The following is a 16,557-nucleotide window of genomic DNA, read 5'->3' as shown; positions in this document are numbered from 1 at the left end:
CTATGACGACTGACTTTTCCTTTTTTCGGGTTCTGGTGGTTCCATACGGTCTCTATGACTACTGACTTTTCCTTTTTTCGGGTTCTGGTGGTTCCATACTGCCTCTATGACGACTGACTTTTCCTTTTTTCGGGTTCTGGTGGTTCCATACGGCCTCTATGACGACTGACTTTCCCTTTTTTCAGGCTCTGGTGGTTCCATACGGTCTCTATGACGACTGACTTTTCCTTTTTTCGGGTTCTGGTGGTTCCATACGGCCTCTATGACGACTGACTTTTCCTTTTTTCGGGTTCTGGTGGTTCCATACGGTCTCTATGACGACTGACTTCGAGCTATGAGGACCTCTCTGATGTGAAAAGTTCTGAACTGAGGTCCTCATCCTTTCAACTTGCCTTTTCTTCTCTTTTATAAGCTTTTGCGCTTGCCATTTCTTGTGTTACAATATTGACTATCATAAATGTGGGGAAAACAGCTGAAATAGCCCGCTCCCCCGGCATTCTTATATAAGGAAGGTTGAAAAACTTGGAACATAACCCAGCAAACTCGAATTTTATTCGAAATATCATAAAAGAGGACCTGGAATCCGGCAAACGCAACCATGTCATCACCCGCTTCCCTCCAGAGCCAAACGGTTACCTACATATCGGTCACGCAAAATCCATCGTCATCAACTTTGACCTCGCAGACGAGTTCAACGGAAAAACGAACCTGCGCTTTGATGACACCAACCCTTTAAAAGAAGACGTTGAGTATGTTAACTCCATTAAAGAAGACGTAAAATGGCTTGGCTATGATTGGGACGGGCTTTTCTTTGCATCTGATTACTTTGAAGAAATGTACAATCGCGCTGTTCTTTTAATCAAAAAAGGCAAAGCGTATGTGGATGACCTTTCTGCTGATGAAATCCGCGCTTACCGCGGCACGTTGAAAGAACCAGGAAAAGACAGCCCCTACCGCGACCGCTCTATGGAAGAGAACCTTGATCTTTTTGAGCGCATGCGTAAAGGCGAATTCGGCAACGGAGAGAAAGTTCTTCGAGCAAAAATTGACATGAAGTCACCGAACATCAACCTGCGCGACCCGGTCATCTACCGCATTTCTCATGCAACCCATCACAACACAGGAGACAAATGGTGCATCTACCCAATGTATGCTTTTGCACACCCGATCGAGGATGCTATTGAAGATGTAACCCACTCCATTTGTACGGTGGAGTTTGAAGACCAACGCCCGTTATACAACTGGATAGTAGAAGAAACGGAAATGGCTGGAACGCCACAGCAAATTGAGTTTGGCCGTTTGAACATCACAAATGCAGTAATGAGTAAGCGTAAGCTGCGCAAACTGGTGGAAGAAGGAATTGTTGACGGCTGGGATGACCCGCGTATGCCGACGATTTCCGGACTGCGTCGTAAAGGGTACACGCCAGAGGCAATCCGCTCATTCGTTCGTGAAACAGGTGTTTCCAAAGGGTCCGGTTTTGTTGACTCACAAATGCTTGACCACTTTATACGGGAAGACCTAAAATTGAAGTCCCCTCGTACGATGGGTGTTGTACGTCCATTGAAAGTCGTCATCACTAACTATCCAGAAGGACAAGTGGAGATGCTGGATGCGGAAATCAATCCGGAAAATCCGGAAATGGGAACTAGACAAATTCCATTCTCCCGTGAGATCTATATCGAGCAAGAGGATTTCATGGAGGATCCGCCAAAGAAATACTTCCGCCTCTTCCCTGGCAATGAGGTTCGCCTGAAGCACGCTTACTTCATTAAGTGTGAGGACTTTGTAAAGGACGAAGACGGAAATGTGGTGGAAATCCACTGTACGTATGATCCGGTAACAAAGAGTGGAACAGGCTTTACAGGCCGTAAAGTGAAAGGCACCTTGCACTGGGTCGAAGCGTCCCAAGCGGTTCCTGCTGAGTTCCGTTTGTTTGAACCGTTGCTGTTGGATGAGGAGCCTGAGGCGGAAGTGGAAGCTGAAGTGGCAAATGTTGCTGGCACGGAAGAGGATTCGGTGGAAGTGGAAAAATCTTTCCTTGACCACGTGAACCCGAACTCCATGAAAGTGTTGAATGGATTTGTGGAGGAAAACATGAAAGGTGTGGCGCCACAGGAGAAATTCCAATTTTTCCGCCACGGCTACTTTAATGTGGATCCGAAATATACCACTTCAGATAAGCTTGTGTTTAATGAGATTGTGTCGTTGAAGAGTTCGTTTAAGTTATAGAAAAAAGAAAAGTCAAAAGACCCCCGTGGAGATAGCCTCCCGGGGGTCTTTTGACTTTGCAAGCATGCTACACAAACCATCTCAAATAAACAATAAAACCGATAATAATGACAACAAACAACGCGATATAAATATACGTGAGACGTGTCACATTTCCCTTGGTTTCCTTGTGATAGTCCTGATCTCCTTTTCCCGCTACCTGAAGCGTAGCGAACAGCCCACCAACTAAAACTAGCACTCCTAAAACACCTAATGCTAACATCATATACTCTCTCTCCATTCTGGAAATACTCTCTACTTTGAACGGTAGCTTATAAATGGTGTTTTTTCAACTATACTAGCTTATTTTTTCTGCTGATTGCCGCGACATTTTGGTTGATTGTAACTTTTCGAGGGGTTATTGTAACTATTTTGCTGTGGATTGTAACTTTTAGGAAGGTCATTGTAACTTTTCATCGGGTTATTGTGACATTTACCAAATATCAACCCGTCCCCGGCTCCTAAAAATGAAAAAGGCTAATAAGTACACATCAGACCCGTCCCCATATTGCATAAACTAGTAAAATAGTTATATACTTAAATGAGAATGATAATCAATTTTATCTAATTCCTATAGGGAGTGACGGAATGTGAACCTGGATGTGTTTGATGTAACGATTATTGGTGGCGGTCCTGCAGGGCTTTACTCTGCATTTTATAGTGGTCTTAGAGGAATGAAGACAAAGCTGATCGAGTATCAGCCTCAATTGGGCGGAAAGATTCATGTGTATCCGGAAAAGATGATTTGGGATGTTGGCGGACAGACTCCTCTGCCTGGAGCAAAACTGATTGAACAGCTTGTGGAGCAAGGCTTAACCTTCAACCCTGAAGTTGTTTTAAATAGAAAAGTAGAATCAATAACCCGAAATGAAGAAGGCTTCTTTGTTTTGTTGGATTCAGAGGGTGAACGACATGTTTCCAAAACGGTTATCGTTGCTGTAGGTGGAGGCATCCTTCATCCGCAAAAGCTGGCGATCGAAGGGGCAGAGAGATTTGAAGTGACAAATTTGAATTATACTGTTAAGTCATTGCAACGCTTTAAAGACAAAACTGTCATCATATCCGGCGGAGGCAATTCAGCCATCGATTGGGCGAATGAACTGGAGCCGATTGCTAAACAAGTCTATGTTACCTATCGTAAAGATGCGCTATCCGCTCACGAGGCACAGGTATCACAGCTGCTGAACAACTCGGCAAAATGTCTATTCCACACCTCCATCACGAGGCTTATTGCGAGCACAGACCATGAAGTAATCGAACGAGTCCAGCTTACCAATCATGAAACCGGGGATATCTCTAGCCTTGCTATTGATGAAGTCATTATCAGCCATGGATATGAACGGGACGGAACTTTAATCGAGAACAGCGAACTGCCTATTGAAATGGTGGACACATATTACATAGCGGGAAATTCTAATAGTGAATCCTCCATACCAGGACTCTATGCTGCTGGCGATATATTAAATCATGATGGGAAATTGCATTTGATTGCAGGTGCCTTCCAGGATGCAGCAAATGCAGTCAACAAAGCAAAACAATATATTCAACCACAAGCAAGCAAAGTGGCAATGGTTTCCTCCCATAACGAAGTATTTAAAGCTAGAAATAAAGAATTGATCAAGCAAATGATTCGGTAATGTACATACCCTTCTTTACGGTATATGCATGTAAAACAAAAATTGAGGCTGTCAGGCTTTTCGCCCATTATTGACTTTAGACAGCCTCTTTTGAGTATCCACCTTCTCACTTATAGCTCATTTTAATTTCGTCCTATATAGTAAAGCCAATCCTAATCTAGTAGCGATTGGTTTTTTTTCTGTTTCCACGGGTATTAAATCCCACTAAAAAGGCACTTTAATTATTAGCGCTACAACCATAATTTTGAAATCTTAGGATATTATTAAAAATATTCTGCATATTTCTTTTTATTTGGCCGATTATTTATTATAATTACAATGTAAGAATTGATGTTGTCTCATTTTGTGGTTTCGTACGTTGTAAGGCTAGTTAGTGTGCTACTTACTCTTCTAAAACAGAAAGGGGAAAAGATGTATGGACAATGAGAACGTTGGAAAGTGCCCGTTTACGGGGGAAAGTTCCGATAAGCCGGTGGTAGTAACAAAGAACAAAGACTGGTGGCCGAATCAGCTAGATCTGCATGTGCTTCACCAGCATGACACGAAGACAAACCCACTAGGGGAAGATTTTAACTACGCAGAGGAATTTCAAAAGATCGATTATGCAGGTCTAAAAGAGGACTTACACAATCTTATGACAGACAGCCAAGACTGGTGGCCGGCGGACTATGGGCATTATGGGCCGTTCTTCATCCGGATGTCCTGGCACGCTGCAGGTACATATCGTCAAGCAGATGGACGCGGAGGCGGCGGAAGCGGATCTCAGCGTTTTGCACCATTAAACAGCTGGCCGGATAACGGAAACTTGGACAAGGCCCGCCGACTGCTTTGGCCGATTAAAAAGAAATATGGTAACAAGCTCTCTTGGGCAGATTTGCTCGTTTTTGCAGGAAATGTCGCAATCGAATCCATGGGTGGGAAAACCATTGGATTTGGGGGAGGCCGTGAAGATATTTGGAATCCTGAGGAAGATGTTAACTGGGGTCCTGAGAAGGAATGGCTTGGAGACAACCGTTATTCCGGTGAGCGTGACCTTGAGAACCCTCTTGCTGCCGTCCAAATGGGCTTGATTTATGTGAATCCAGAAGGACCAAACGGCGAACCAGATCCGAAGAAAAGTGCCTTTGATATTCGGGACACCTTCAAAAGGATGGGAATGAACGATGAGGAAACCGTGGCATTGACTGCTGGCGGACATACCTTCGGGAAAGCCCACGGAGCTGGTGATCCATCTCATGTGACAGAAGAGCCGGAAGGAGCAGGCCTTGAACATCAAGGATTTGGTTGGAAGAGCAGCCATGAAACCGGCCACGGCGCTTTCACGATCACGAGTGGAATTGAAGGTGCATGGACACCGACACCAACTCAATGGGATATGAGCTATTTTGATTTGCTGTTTGGGTATGAGTGGGAGCTGACGAAGAGTCCGGCTGGCGCCTACCAATGGGCACCAATCGATCCGGATGAAGACCATTTAGCTCCAGACGCTCACGATCCATCCAAAAAAGTGAAAACCATGATGACCACTGCCGACATGGCAATGCGCATGGACCCAGAATACGAAAAGATCTCCCGCCGCTTCCATCAGAATCCGGATGAGTTCGCTGATGCTTTTGCACGCGCATGGTTCAAGCTGCTCCACCGTGATATGGGACCTCGCGACAGATATTTAGGACCTGAAGTGCCAGAAGAGGAATTCATTTGGCAGGATCCGGTTCCAAAAGTGGACTACACATTAACAGATGCAGAAATTGAGGATCTCAAAGCTAAGCTTTTAAATTGCGGTCTCTCTGTAAGTGAGCTTGTGAAAACTGCTTGGGCTTCTGCCAGCACATACCGTCATTCGGACAAGCGTGGTGGGGCAAATGGTGCCCGCGTTCGCCTCTCCCCTCAAAAGGATTGGGAAGCGAACGAGCCAGAGCAGCTTGCAAAGGCTATTAGTGCCTTAGAAGACCTGCAGAGCAGTCTGGACAAGAACGTCAGCATTGCAGATCTAATCGTACTTGGTGGAAGTGCAGCCGTTGAAAAAGCTGCCAAGGATGCCGGCTTTGATGTGAAAGTTCCATTTACACAAGGACGCGGAGATGCCACACAGGACCAAACAGACGAAGAAAACTTCGAAGTGCTTGAGCCTGTATCTGATGCATTCCGCAACTACCATAAGAAAGAATACTCCTTGAAACCGGAAGAGTTCATGGTGGACAAAGCTCAGCTAATGGACCTTTCTGCGAAGGAATTGACCGTGCTTCTTGGAGGCTTGCGTGTCCTTGGTGCCAACCACGGCGATACCGAGCATGGCGTCTTTACTGAACGGGTAGGCACGCTCACCAACGACTTCTTTGTGACCCTGCTTGATATGGGTGTAGAATGGAAGCCAGTAGAAGGAGAAGGCTACTACGAAGCACGCGATCGCCAAACAGGTGAACTCGTCCGTACTGCTACAAGAGTAGACCTTGTCTTCGGTTCCCACTCCGTCCTCCGTGCCCTCGTCGAAGTGTACGCACAAGACGACAGCCAAGAAAAGTTTGTCAAAGACTTTGTGGCGGCTTGGGTGAAAGTGATGGATGCAGATCGTTATGATGTGAAAGTGAAAAAATAATACAAAAAAGCCGGATGGAGATTAGACCCTTCATCTGGCTTTTCTTTTATTGAGCTGTCTTTTTTTCATAAAGCTTAATCGAGCCACCGCCAGGACCATATACGATACCACTATTTTTCCAGCCGTACTTCTCATAATAGTTTTCTATATCTGTCGTTAAGTAAAGATTCTCATAGCCTTTGTCTGCCGCCCCCCTTAATCCGTGATCCAAAAGCTTTTCACCTATCCCCTTCCCTCTATGCTCCTCCGTTACATAAAGGCAAGCCAACCATGGACACAGATCCTGACGACTATTCAAATCATTTCTTAAAATGGCGTAAGTACCAATGATCTTTTCACCTTCAACTGCCACATAAAACCTTGGTATATCAGAAGAGGTTGTTGCAGAATGGAGAATCGCATCTTCATAAAACTTAAAGTTCTCTTCACTTCCCCACTGCTGCCAAAATACTTGAATTGCCTGATCAAGCAATGGATCCTTCTTTCTTAGTTCGATAATTTCCATTGATCTACTCCGTTCTCTCTATGCTTTGTTATATACCAAATTTCGTTTTAGAGGAAACGATATCCTGCATTTTTAGCAAAAAAGAATAAACTCAAGTATTTTGCATGTCACTTTTAATTCTTTTTTAAGTAATGGATGGCCAGCTGGGTGCGGTCACGGAGCTGGAGCTTTTCTAATATGATAGATAGGGTATTTCGAACAGTGCCTTCACTAATATAAAGCTGTTCGGCGATCTCCCGATTGGAAAGGCCATTAGCTACTAACCCTGCGATATCTTTTTCCCGAGGGGTCAGCCCCTCCACCCCCTCCTGTTCAACAGGCTGGGTCAATTTCCTTAGCACATCCGCATCTAATACAGTAGAGCCTGCCATGAGTGCTCGCAACTGCTGGGCCATACTGGAAACTTCTGTAGATTTAATTAAATAGCCTTCCGCTCCGGCGAGTATGGCAAGGCGGATGTTCTTTTCATCCTTAAAGGTCGTTAACATCATGATATGAACCTGCGGCCATTCCGACTTGATTTGCCGTGTAGCTTGAATTCCATCCATGATAGGCATTTGGATATCCATTAATACGACATGTGGCACTACCCCACGACAGGATGTTATGGCTTCGGCACCATTATGGGCTGTGCCGATTACTTCCATGTCCCTTTCGCGGGATAGGAGGACTTTGAGGCTTTTGCAAACAAGATCATCGTCATCTACAATCAGAATTTTCATAAATGGTGCTCCTTTGTTCTGCATTTTGAATTGGAAGGACACAGATTAACAAGAAACCCCTGGTGGTGTCAGTGGATATACTGCCTCCCACAGCCTTGGCTCTGTGACGAAGATTCCTTAGACCCACACCTTCTCCTTGAACACTATTATCCTTCACGACACCATCGTTATGGACAGCTAACCTCAAAATGTGAGGGCTGATGTCCAAAGATATTTCCACCTGGGTCGGTTTGGCATGCCGAATAATATTCGTTAAGGCTTCCTTAAGAGTGGGAAAGAGAATAGTCCAGAGATTGGCAGGAACCTTGGAGGTATCGCCAAATACTTGGAAGTTCACCGGACATAGTGTGAACTTGTCACAAATGTCATGTATTCCCTCCAACCCCAGTTCTTTTACCGGCTTTAAATTATGGACTGTTTCCCTTAAATAGACTGCAGAATTGGAGAGGCGCTGTTGAGCTAGTGTGAACATTTCACTTGCTGCCGGGTCACCTTCCTTCCAAAGTTGCTCAAAGGCTTGCATGGCAAGAACGGAGGCGGTTAGTTCGTGCCCTACATCATCATGCAGCTGTTGGGCAATTCGATTTCTTTCTGAAAGCTCAGCCAGGCGTGCACCTTGGGCATTTGCCATTAGGAGTTCCTCTTTTAGATTTTCCAATTCGTAACGGCCCCTTCGTTGACGATCGGCGTCCCTCTGATTCTTTTCCGTTTCTTTCGCCCACCCTCCAAGGATTGCGCCTGATAATGCAGCTTGGAGGAAGACGGCATAAACCAGAATGGATGAGTCAAAATAGACGAAAATCACCAACAGCGTCGGGAGAAAGTACACTGGTTGCCTTCTATACATACTTTCAAAAATCGGCAGGGCCAATGCAAATGCGGCAAATGGCCAATAAATGAGGGCCATAAGACATGCAACCTGATCCAAAAGGACCGTCCAGCCTGGTAGCCGGAACCTCCATCGAGCTAATGTCATTACGATAAGAAACAGCAGAAGGATTACCCCTCCTTCGTCGCCGGCTTTTTGCAGCCATAGCAGACTAAGGAAAAGTAACCCTAAAAGACGCCAAAGGTTGGTGGCCGATTCGGAATTCCAACTATTCCATTTAGTCATCATGCATATACCCGCCCTCATTGATACTACTTTTATTATAGCAAATTCCAGTAGGTCCGCTTCTCATGTTACTTATAGCTCATAACTAATTTAATCTTCTTCTGCTTCCTAATAATAGAAAGGCGATACAAAAGAGGAACATGACGACAATCGGTACACCCAGTTCTTCTACAGGCGTCCCGTAGGAAACAAGAATGGTCCCTTCCGCTACCCAATAGGTTGGCAGCAACATCACCGCTCTCTGAAAATATTCAGGCATTATTTCCACAGGCCACATCACTCCACCAAGCATTGCCATGAGAATGATGAAGCCTCCTAATATACTAAAGGCTACCTCCTTATTACGAAACAAGGAATACCATGCTAAGGAGAAACCTAAAGCGGTCATGGAAAAAACCGTATAAATGATAAAAAGTAAAATCGGCTCGGGCAGATCATTTCCATGAACAAGGACTCCAAGAATGACAAAAACCACATTGACAAAAAACAAAATTAACGAATAGGCCAACAAGTTTTGCCACAAGTACTGAAAATGGGTGATAGGAGCTACACTTATTCTCAATAACGTCTTATCTTCCCTATCCTCCAAAATGATACCCCCAAGTCTAGCGGCCAAAAATAACAGGACAATACTGTAATATTGGAAGCCTATTGGGATATTCGGCCATTCTCCAGATGGAAGAAATGCGGCCCCCGTCGGCAGAGCCAATAGGAAGATTATATTGGATTTCTTTCGAAAAAAACGCTTGAATACAAAAGTGAAAACCGTCATAGAAGCTTCCGCCTTCCAAAATACGCGGCTGAAATAGCCAATAGGATAGATGAAGTAATCAGAATAAGAAAGCTGATCAATGCTTTATCTATATTTTCCCCTGTCATGTTAGCAAAAATCATGTTTTTGCCAAGGGAAAAGGGGTTGCTGTAGGTTGACAGCAGGTGAAACAGGCGACCTTCCGGCAGAGGGAACCAAACTTCTGCCAGCATTAAGCATACCAGTCCAAATCCTGTCCCAAGCCGCTCAGCAGTTTTATAATTATTCACCCCTAAAACCAAGTTGGTGAACAAAAATTGGATAAGAATGGATACTGTCAAAAGAGTTAACAACACGAACGCCAAATTCCCCCAATGGACGTCGTAGACAAAAAATGTGTAAACTACAATGATAAAGCTCTGAAGCACATTAAAGAGTGAACTTGAAATCAAAATAGAATATGCATGCTTATGAGCTTGGTATGGCAAGGAGTACATTCTCCATTTCATGGAAGTCATCAGGTCGCCTCTAATATACTCCATTGTGTAAAAGCCACCAAACATAAGAAAGGCGAAAACCATAGTAACCGCAATTTCATCCTGAATAGGAATGCCAAGAGATTCATTCACCGCATCATCCGCTATCATTCCCAAAACAGTTATTAAGGCAATCGGGGTAACCAGTAAGATCACCATACCTATATAGTTTCTGAGCATCCTGCGAAGGATAAAATAACTAGATCTTACTATCATGGTTATTCCTCCCCTCCATCACGAAGGCTTTTACCGGTCAGGGTTAAAAACACATCCTCCAAGGTCGGTTCTTCTGCAGTGACGGATAGGATTCCCCCAAAGTCTTTTGCAATGGAAAGTGCACGATCGAGATTTCCCGCTCCAACTTGTGAAATTACTGTTATTTCCTTGTGGTTTCGTGTCACTTTTTTTATCCCGTCAAGCTTATGGAGTCTTTCTAAAAGAAGGTCCGTTGGGTTTGCTACTACCATTTTTATTTTTTCTTCGTGTTGAATTCTTTTCACTAGTTCTTTGATGGTGCCTACTGCAATGACATGCCCTTGATCCATGATAACAACACGCGATGCTAGGTTTTGGACCTCTTCCATGTAATGAGTGGAGTATAAAATCGTTGTTCCCTGCCCATTCAGCTTTCGGATTGTCTCTAAAATGTGGTTTCTGGATTGGGGATCGATTCCCACCGTCGGTTCATCCATAATTAGAAACTTAGGTCTATGAACAAGTGCACAGGCAATGTTAAGCCTCCTTTGCATCCCGCCAGAAAATTTGACAGGCAGCTTTCTGGCATGTTCTTTTAAACCAACAAACTCCAACGTTTCATCTACTCTTTCTTTTAATTCTTTGCCCTTGAGACCATAAATACCTCCGAAAAACTCCAGGTTTTCCCTTGCACTTAAATCTGTTATCAAAGAAATTTCTTGCGTCACAAGCCCAATTTCCCGTTTAATATCCAATAGGTTTGATGATTGTTCCTTTCCGAACACATGGACATTACCTGAGTCAAACCCGATGATCCCTGACAAGACGTGAATCAATGTCGTTTTCCCCGCCCCATTCGGTCCCAGTAAACCAACAATTTCTCCTTCAGCTAAATTCAGGTCTATGTTATCCAATACTAACTGTGATCCGTATCTTTTCACTATATTTTTCATTCGCACAACCGTCATCATATGCCCTCCTTGATTCCGTTCTTATTATTAGGCTGTTTTCGTATATTTTGTTGCTTTCGTAACTTCCAATCAACCTGTTATATTACTTACTGTCATGCTCTTTTCCCTATTGTGCTAAGAATACTGCTTGCAAATTCAAGACTATGAAAGCAATGAAAAGTCCAATTGTACTTTTCACCCGTGAATAGCAACAATCTTTTAGAAAAGAGCCTATTATTATCTTATTTGGTTCACATTAATGGGAGTAGTTACAAATGTAATGATTGTATGTAAATGGGTAGTCGGTAAAAGGATGGAATGACTAACACCCCATTAGAATGTACCAATGGGGTGTTGTTCATCTCTTATTTACTCGGAAACACCGTATATGACCATGAGTAAAGGAAGTCTACGATAAAGACGATCCCCCAGATGACGCCGATTCCATAAAGGGTGTCATTGGGATACGGTGTACCTTCTGCCGTTTCATTTTCCAGCCAGGAAAAGTCTCTGAGATAGCTGATCATTTCCGACACACTGTCAGTACCCATCGTCCAGAAGATGATTTGGGCAGTAAGAAAGATAGCCAGATGAATAAAAGAGGATATGCGGTATTTCTTCGCTTTGTATTTGGGGTTTCTGGTCCGCTCCATGATTTCGTAGTCTTTCTCTGTAAGCAGCTCCACGCCTCGAAGCTTTCCGATCTTAAGCCGCATCCATCGGTCTAATCGAAGGAAATCAAATATACCGAATGTACATGCGTAAATGACAAATACTGTGATCACGATGATGAACGTTGAAATCTCTCCCGTTTGTTGATACACATAGAGCCCCAGGGCAGATTCCAACACAAGCAGCATCAGAAAGGCTACAATAAATACCATGCTGAACCCTGGCCTGTTAAAGAAATACCTAAATAAACCGAATCCTAATAACGCCAAGAATGACAGTACTTCTGCGACAATGAATAGTTCCCAACTATAATCTACAAAAATATCCATACTTTGCTCCTTTTCTGTTTTGAAGGTACTCCGATAATGATGTTTAATATTAATGGTTCTATATCTTTAAGCCCTTTTGAATATACCATTACAACCTTAATTAAAAAGCAATCCCCCTAGTATATTATCAAAATTTTGGAATTATCAAGGCATAATTTAATGGTTTTCCCAAAGGTGCATTTTTGGTATGTATTAGGTACACTTAACCTATTAATTAGGTAAACCTTAAGGAGCATTACATATTAGCATCATTCGGAAAATTTCAATTCATCCTCATCTTAATTGCAATCGGGCTGGGTTTATCATTAAGTCAAAACCCTTGCATAGTAGCACATGCGGATTCATTCATCCTGCCCTGGCCCTTATCATCGGTCCATTGATTGAGCTCCCTATGTTAGCGGTCATTGCGCAGGTATTATGATAAACAGGGATTAATTGCTTAAGGTCTTTTATGCTAAAAAATCATTTATACGGAGAGTGACACATGGAACAAAATGTTTTCGAACAAATGGCAAAAAAGTATGATACAGAAGAAAGAATCAAGTTGGCAAACATCATATCAAAGGAAGTAAAAACGGAACTACGAGACAGCCAATCTAAATCTCTAATCGACTATGGCAGTGGAACCGGCCTCGTTAGTTTAGCGCTAGCCGATTCCGTAGAATCCGTTCTGCTCGTAGATTCGTCTAAGCAAATGCTCGAGGTAGCAGCGGCTAAAATAAAAAATAAAGGCATCACCAATGCCCGTGTGCGTTATTCCGATTTCACCAAGGAAAGTTCAGATCTCAAAGCGGACATCCTATTACTTTCCTTGGTGCTACTTCATATCCCAGACACAAAACAATTATTAAAAGAACTTTACAACTCCTTACATCCCGGTGAAAAACTCATCCTAGTCGACTTTGACAAAAACGAACGCGTACAGCATCCATCCGTCCACAACGGATTCTCTCAAGAGGAGCTAAAGCAATTGCTATCAGAAACCGGATTTACATCCATTACTATGAAGACTTTTTATCATGGAAAAGGGATATTCATGAAACAAGATGCTTCCATGTTTATATCTACCAGTGTTAAAAAGAAATGAGGGATTTCCGTTGGAGAAAAAGGTAGTCTGGAATAACGAATAGCAATACGGTTGTGAATATCCCAAATTAGAGGAAGAGGTGGATAGTGAAGTGGTCCAAAGCACAGTGATCTATGTACTCTCCCACCCAAGTTCAATACCAAGTAGACTTAGACACCATTTGGATTACAAGAAAAGTTAAGCTGATTGTTGATAACAGTACGATTTAAAATTACATACAGATGGCAAAGGAAACTGATTCAATCAAGACGGAGAGGCATCGGATAATCTACAATGCTTCATAGACATCGACATTTCTACTACCCATTCTCCAACTCCTGCCGATCAATCGAATGGAATAGGATAGTAATCGGAAAGAAAACTTCTACATGGTCTACATAGATGTCCCCACTCTAGAATTCAAAAAAGTACCCCAATCCTATCAATACTTTCGTGAGGAAGACGGATTGTGGTATTTCCTTTACCGCTGTTACGACTATAAAGCTACCATTGCGGTTGATGCAGACGGATTGGTTGTTGATTATACTGGGGTGTTTAATAGGCTGGGGAACGGGGTGGATAGGGATTGCGCTTAGAGAGTAATTGAGAGCTTCAGGCATCACCATGTCACACTAAATAGTAATCTTGTAACCTGAATTTCCCTTTTGTTAAATCTATCAATTCCTGTATCCGCTTATCCACGTGCGTCTATCCCTCTATATAACTCTTTTGGTTGATTCGTCCCTTTGCATATGTTACATATGTTCCCCCATCCCCCACCATTTAAGCGAAGATACTCTTTTCATTTTCCTCACCACAAGTCCCGATCCGGGTTCACTTTAAATAAAAACGCCTCCACTAAAAGAGATGCGTTTGTACTTTATCTTATCTATTCCCCGCTGCCTTCTTGCTCCGCATAAAACTCATCAATAGCACGCAGCCAGTTTGTGCGTGCTATTTTAGCAGCCATTTCTTTATCGCGATTCTCGAATGCTTTTAATATGGACTCGTGCTCTTCTATAGAAGTATCTGTAAGAATAATGGATTGGTGAAAATAGAGACGCAGAACATGTGCCTGTAGATTGGATACTGAATTGGCAAGGTACGGGTTTTGTGCATTCTCTACAATAATATTATGAAACTGTTCATCCTGCTTTAAAGCGGAATAAAAATCACCTTTTTTGATGGCATGAGCGAATTTATTATTTATCTCACGCAATGCATTTATCGTGTCTTGGGTAATTAAGGGTGTTGCAAGTTCAGCTGCTAAGGCCTCTAATGCCCCTAATGGAGGTAGAATTTTGGTTATGTCTTCTTTATTTACAGAGGTTACTTGCGTGCCTACCCCTGGAAACATTTCCACTAAACCTTGAACATTCAGTAATTGCAGCGCTTCCCGTATAGGTGTTCTACTCACACCTAAAGCTTGTGCAAGTTCCGCATCATTTAGCTTTTCTTTCGGTTGAAGCGTTCCATCGATGATCCACTCTTGAATTTGAGAAAAAGCGCGCTTTTTTGCAGACACACGATTGGGAGATGAATAGTTAGAAGGTATGGGCATAATGAACAACCACCTTTATAAAAAATCAAATACGACTTCAAGTAATATATGTTAAAAGTGTATAGCATTCTGCTTTTAAATACAATATATTGCATAAAACAAATCTACGTAATATATTGCATAAATATTCTGCATGTGATATCTTGTGTTATGCAATATATTACCTAATCGAACTAACTTTCTATATATTTACTTAAAACAACTAGACTACCAGGAGGATTTGAGATGAAAACCAACATGCCTTTTTCATTTGTACTAGCCATTGGTTTTATGCTTTTTGCTTTATTCTTTGGTGCGGGGAATTTAATTTTTCCAGCCATGCTCGGACAATCTGCAGGTACGAATATATGGTCTGCTAATGCGGGCTTTATCGTAACGGGGGTTGGCTTACCACTACTTGGAGTATTAGCGTTAGGCTATTCGGGCAAAAGTGATCTTCAGTCCTTGGCAAGCAGGGTACACCCCGCTTTCGGACTTGCATTTACCGTTATTTTGTATCTAGCCATCGGACCTCTATTTGCCATCCCAAGAACAGGAACTGCGTCCTTTGAAATGGGAATTAGGCCTTTCTTGTCAGAAGAGAGCAGTAGCTTTGGATTATTGATCTTCACCATTCTATTTTTTGGCGTTACCGTATTCTTTTCTTTGAAGTCTACTAAAATAGTCGATATTGTAGGGAAAGTTTTAACCCCACTATTATTAATTTTCATAGGAATCTTAATTGCAACGGCATTTATCTTCCCAATTGGCAGTTTCCAAGCACCTACGGAAAGTTATGTAGATGGCTCCTTTTTCACTGGATTTCAAGAGGGATACCTGACAATGGATGCCCTTGCTGCCTTTGTATTCGGGATCGTTGTCATCAACGCCGTGAAAGCAAAAGGTGCGACATCTAAAAAGGAAATTATGATTGCTGTAACAAAAGCAGGCAGTATTGCTGCAGGACTTCTTGCCATCATTTATACTTCCCTATCTTATATTGGGGCTTCAAGTGTGGAAACACTAGGACAATTAGAAAATGGAGGCGCCGTGTTATCAGGTGCAGCCACCCACTTTTTTGGAGCTTATGGTGGACTTTTACTAAGCCTAATCGTTATTGCCGCTTGTCTCACAACAAGTATCGGTCTTATAATTTCTTGTTCTTCGTATTTCAATAAACTGTTACCAAACATTCCTTATAAGACCTTTGTTATTATGTTATCCACGATAAGTGCTATTTTTGCAAATGTGGGCTTAACTCAATTGATTGCGGTCTCTGTACCTGTGTTGGTCGCCATTTATCCATTTGTTGTCTGTCTGATGGCCTTAACCTTTTTACATTCATTCTTTAAAGGAAAAAAAGAAGTGTATCAAGGAAGCATGATTTTTACTTCCGTTGTCGCAATATCTGATGCGTTAAAGGCTGCAGGAATGAGCATTGCGGCTATTGAAAACCTATTTACCGCGGTTCTTCCTTTATATGAAGTAGGATTGGGGTGGATTCTCCCAGCGATTATCGGTGGTTTGTTAGGGTATGTTTGGGCGCAGGTTAAAAAAGAAAAGCCGCAACGTGTACAGCTTGAAAGAAAGGCTAGTTAATGACTCCCATAATAAAATTGTGAGAGCGACATAACACATAAAACACCGTTTCTTTACTGAAACGGTGTTTT

General features: G+C 42.7%; 14 protein-coding genes and 1 pseudogene. 6 read left to right on the top strand and 9 right to left on the bottom strand.

Going from position 1 to position 16,557, the window contains the following annotated elements:
- Window positions 1-522 precede the first annotated feature (522 nt).
- The gene (locus tag MKY77_RS01750) at window positions 523-2,232 is read left to right on the top strand and encodes a glutamine--tRNA ligase/YqeY domain fusion protein (RefSeq protein WP_339148513.1); all 1,710 of its coding nucleotides are present in this window, start codon (window positions 523-525) and stop codon (window positions 2,230-2,232) included.
- A gap of 67 nt (window positions 2,233-2,299) precedes the next feature.
- On the opposite strand, the gene MKY77_RS01745 is transcribed toward MKY77_RS01750, so the two are convergent.
- Window positions 2,300-2,497: a hypothetical protein gene (locus MKY77_RS01745; RefSeq protein WP_339148511.1), complete on the bottom strand. Its 198-nt coding sequence runs from the start codon at window positions 2,495-2,497 to the stop codon at window positions 2,300-2,302.
- Window positions 2,498-2,861: 364 nt separating this feature from the next.
- Here MKY77_RS01745 and MKY77_RS01740 point away from each other — a divergent pair, with 364 nt between their 5' ends.
- The gene (locus tag MKY77_RS01740; protein ID WP_339148509.1) at window positions 2,862-3,908 is read left to right on the top strand and encodes an NAD(P)/FAD-dependent oxidoreductase; all 1,047 of its coding nucleotides are present in this window, start codon (window positions 2,862-2,864) and stop codon (window positions 3,906-3,908) included.
- 415 nt (window positions 3,909-4,323) lie between these two features.
- The gene (katG, locus tag MKY77_RS01735) at window positions 4,324-6,507 is read left to right on the top strand and encodes a catalase/peroxidase HPI (RefSeq protein ID WP_339148507.1); all 2,184 of its coding nucleotides are present in this window, start codon (window positions 4,324-4,326) and stop codon (window positions 6,505-6,507) included.
- 46 nt (window positions 6,508-6,553) lie between these two features.
- On the opposite strand, the gene MKY77_RS01730 is transcribed toward katG, so the two are convergent.
- From MKY77_RS01730 to MKY77_RS01700, 7 genes are all read right to left on the bottom strand, one after another.
- A complete protein-coding gene (locus MKY77_RS01730; protein ID WP_339148505.1) occupies window positions 6,554-7,012 on the bottom strand; it encodes a GNAT family N-acetyltransferase in 459 nt (152 codons plus the stop codon).
- Window positions 7,013-7,125: 113 nt separating this feature from the next.
- Window positions 7,126-7,734, bottom strand: coding sequence for a response regulator transcription factor (locus tag MKY77_RS01725; protein ID WP_339148503.1), 609 nt, complete (start codon window positions 7,732-7,734; stop codon window positions 7,126-7,128).
- Window positions 7,712-8,851: a sensor histidine kinase gene (locus MKY77_RS01720; RefSeq protein WP_339148502.1), complete on the bottom strand. Its 1,140-nt coding sequence runs from the start codon at window positions 8,849-8,851 to the stop codon at window positions 7,712-7,714. The genes MKY77_RS01725 and MKY77_RS01720 overlap by 23 nt, the downstream gene beginning before the upstream one ends.
- Window positions 8,852-8,933: 82 nt before the next feature.
- Window positions 8,934-9,620 carry an ABC transporter permease gene (locus MKY77_RS01715; RefSeq protein WP_339148501.1) on the bottom strand — a complete coding sequence of 229 codons (687 nt, stop codon included), beginning with the start codon at window positions 9,618-9,620 and terminating at the stop codon, window positions 8,934-8,936.
- Window positions 9,617-10,351: an ABC transporter permease gene (locus MKY77_RS01710; RefSeq protein ID WP_339148500.1), complete on the bottom strand. Its 735-nt coding sequence runs from the start codon at window positions 10,349-10,351 to the stop codon at window positions 9,617-9,619. Before MKY77_RS01710 ends, MKY77_RS01715 begins: the two co-directional genes overlap by 4 nt.
- A 2-nt stretch (window positions 10,352-10,353) precedes the next feature.
- On the bottom strand, window positions 10,354-11,298 hold the full coding sequence (locus tag MKY77_RS01705; protein ID WP_339149930.1) for an ABC transporter ATP-binding protein: 945 nt from the start codon (window positions 11,296-11,298) through the stop codon (window positions 10,354-10,356).
- A 347-nt stretch (window positions 11,299-11,645) separates the two neighbouring features.
- Window positions 11,646-12,281 carry a hypothetical protein gene (locus tag MKY77_RS01700; RefSeq protein ID WP_339148499.1) on the bottom strand — a complete coding sequence of 212 codons (636 nt, stop codon included), beginning with the start codon at window positions 12,279-12,281 and terminating at the stop codon, window positions 11,646-11,648.
- A gap of 484 nt (window positions 12,282-12,765) precedes the next feature.
- Between MKY77_RS01700 and MKY77_RS01695 the strand changes: the two genes are divergently transcribed.
- Together MKY77_RS01695 and MKY77_RS01690 are read left to right on the top strand one after the other, a co-directional pair.
- Window positions 12,766-13,368: a methyltransferase domain-containing protein gene (locus MKY77_RS01695; protein ID WP_339148498.1), complete on the top strand. Its 603-nt coding sequence runs from the start codon at window positions 12,766-12,768 to the stop codon at window positions 13,366-13,368.
- Between the two features lie 365 nt (window positions 13,369-13,733).
- Window positions 13,734-13,943, top strand: a pseudogene (locus MKY77_RS01690) (putative glycolipid-binding domain-containing protein); the annotation flags it as partial.
- A gap of 293 nt (window positions 13,944-14,236) precedes the next feature.
- Here MKY77_RS01690 and MKY77_RS01685 read toward each other — a convergent pair.
- Entirely contained in the window at window positions 14,237-14,908 is a 672-nt protein-coding gene (locus MKY77_RS01685) for a GntR family transcriptional regulator (RefSeq protein WP_339148497.1), read from the bottom strand.
- Between the two features lie 225 nt (window positions 14,909-15,133).
- Here MKY77_RS01685 and brnQ point away from each other — a divergent pair, with 225 nt between their 5' ends.
- The gene (gene brnQ / locus MKY77_RS01680; protein ID WP_339148496.1) at window positions 15,134-16,486 is read left to right on the top strand and encodes a branched-chain amino acid transport system II carrier protein; all 1,353 of its coding nucleotides are present in this window, start codon (window positions 15,134-15,136) and stop codon (window positions 16,484-16,486) included.
- Window positions 16,487-16,557: the final 71 nt, after the last annotated feature.

Origin of the sequence: Sutcliffiella sp. FSL R7-0096 (assembly GCF_038595065.1) — a bacterium.
Taxonomy (GTDB): Bacteria; Bacillota; Bacilli; order Bacillales; family Bacillaceae_I; genus Sutcliffiella_A.
Note: the sequence above shows the minus strand (reverse complement) of the source record. Positions and strands in the feature narration are given on the sequence as shown.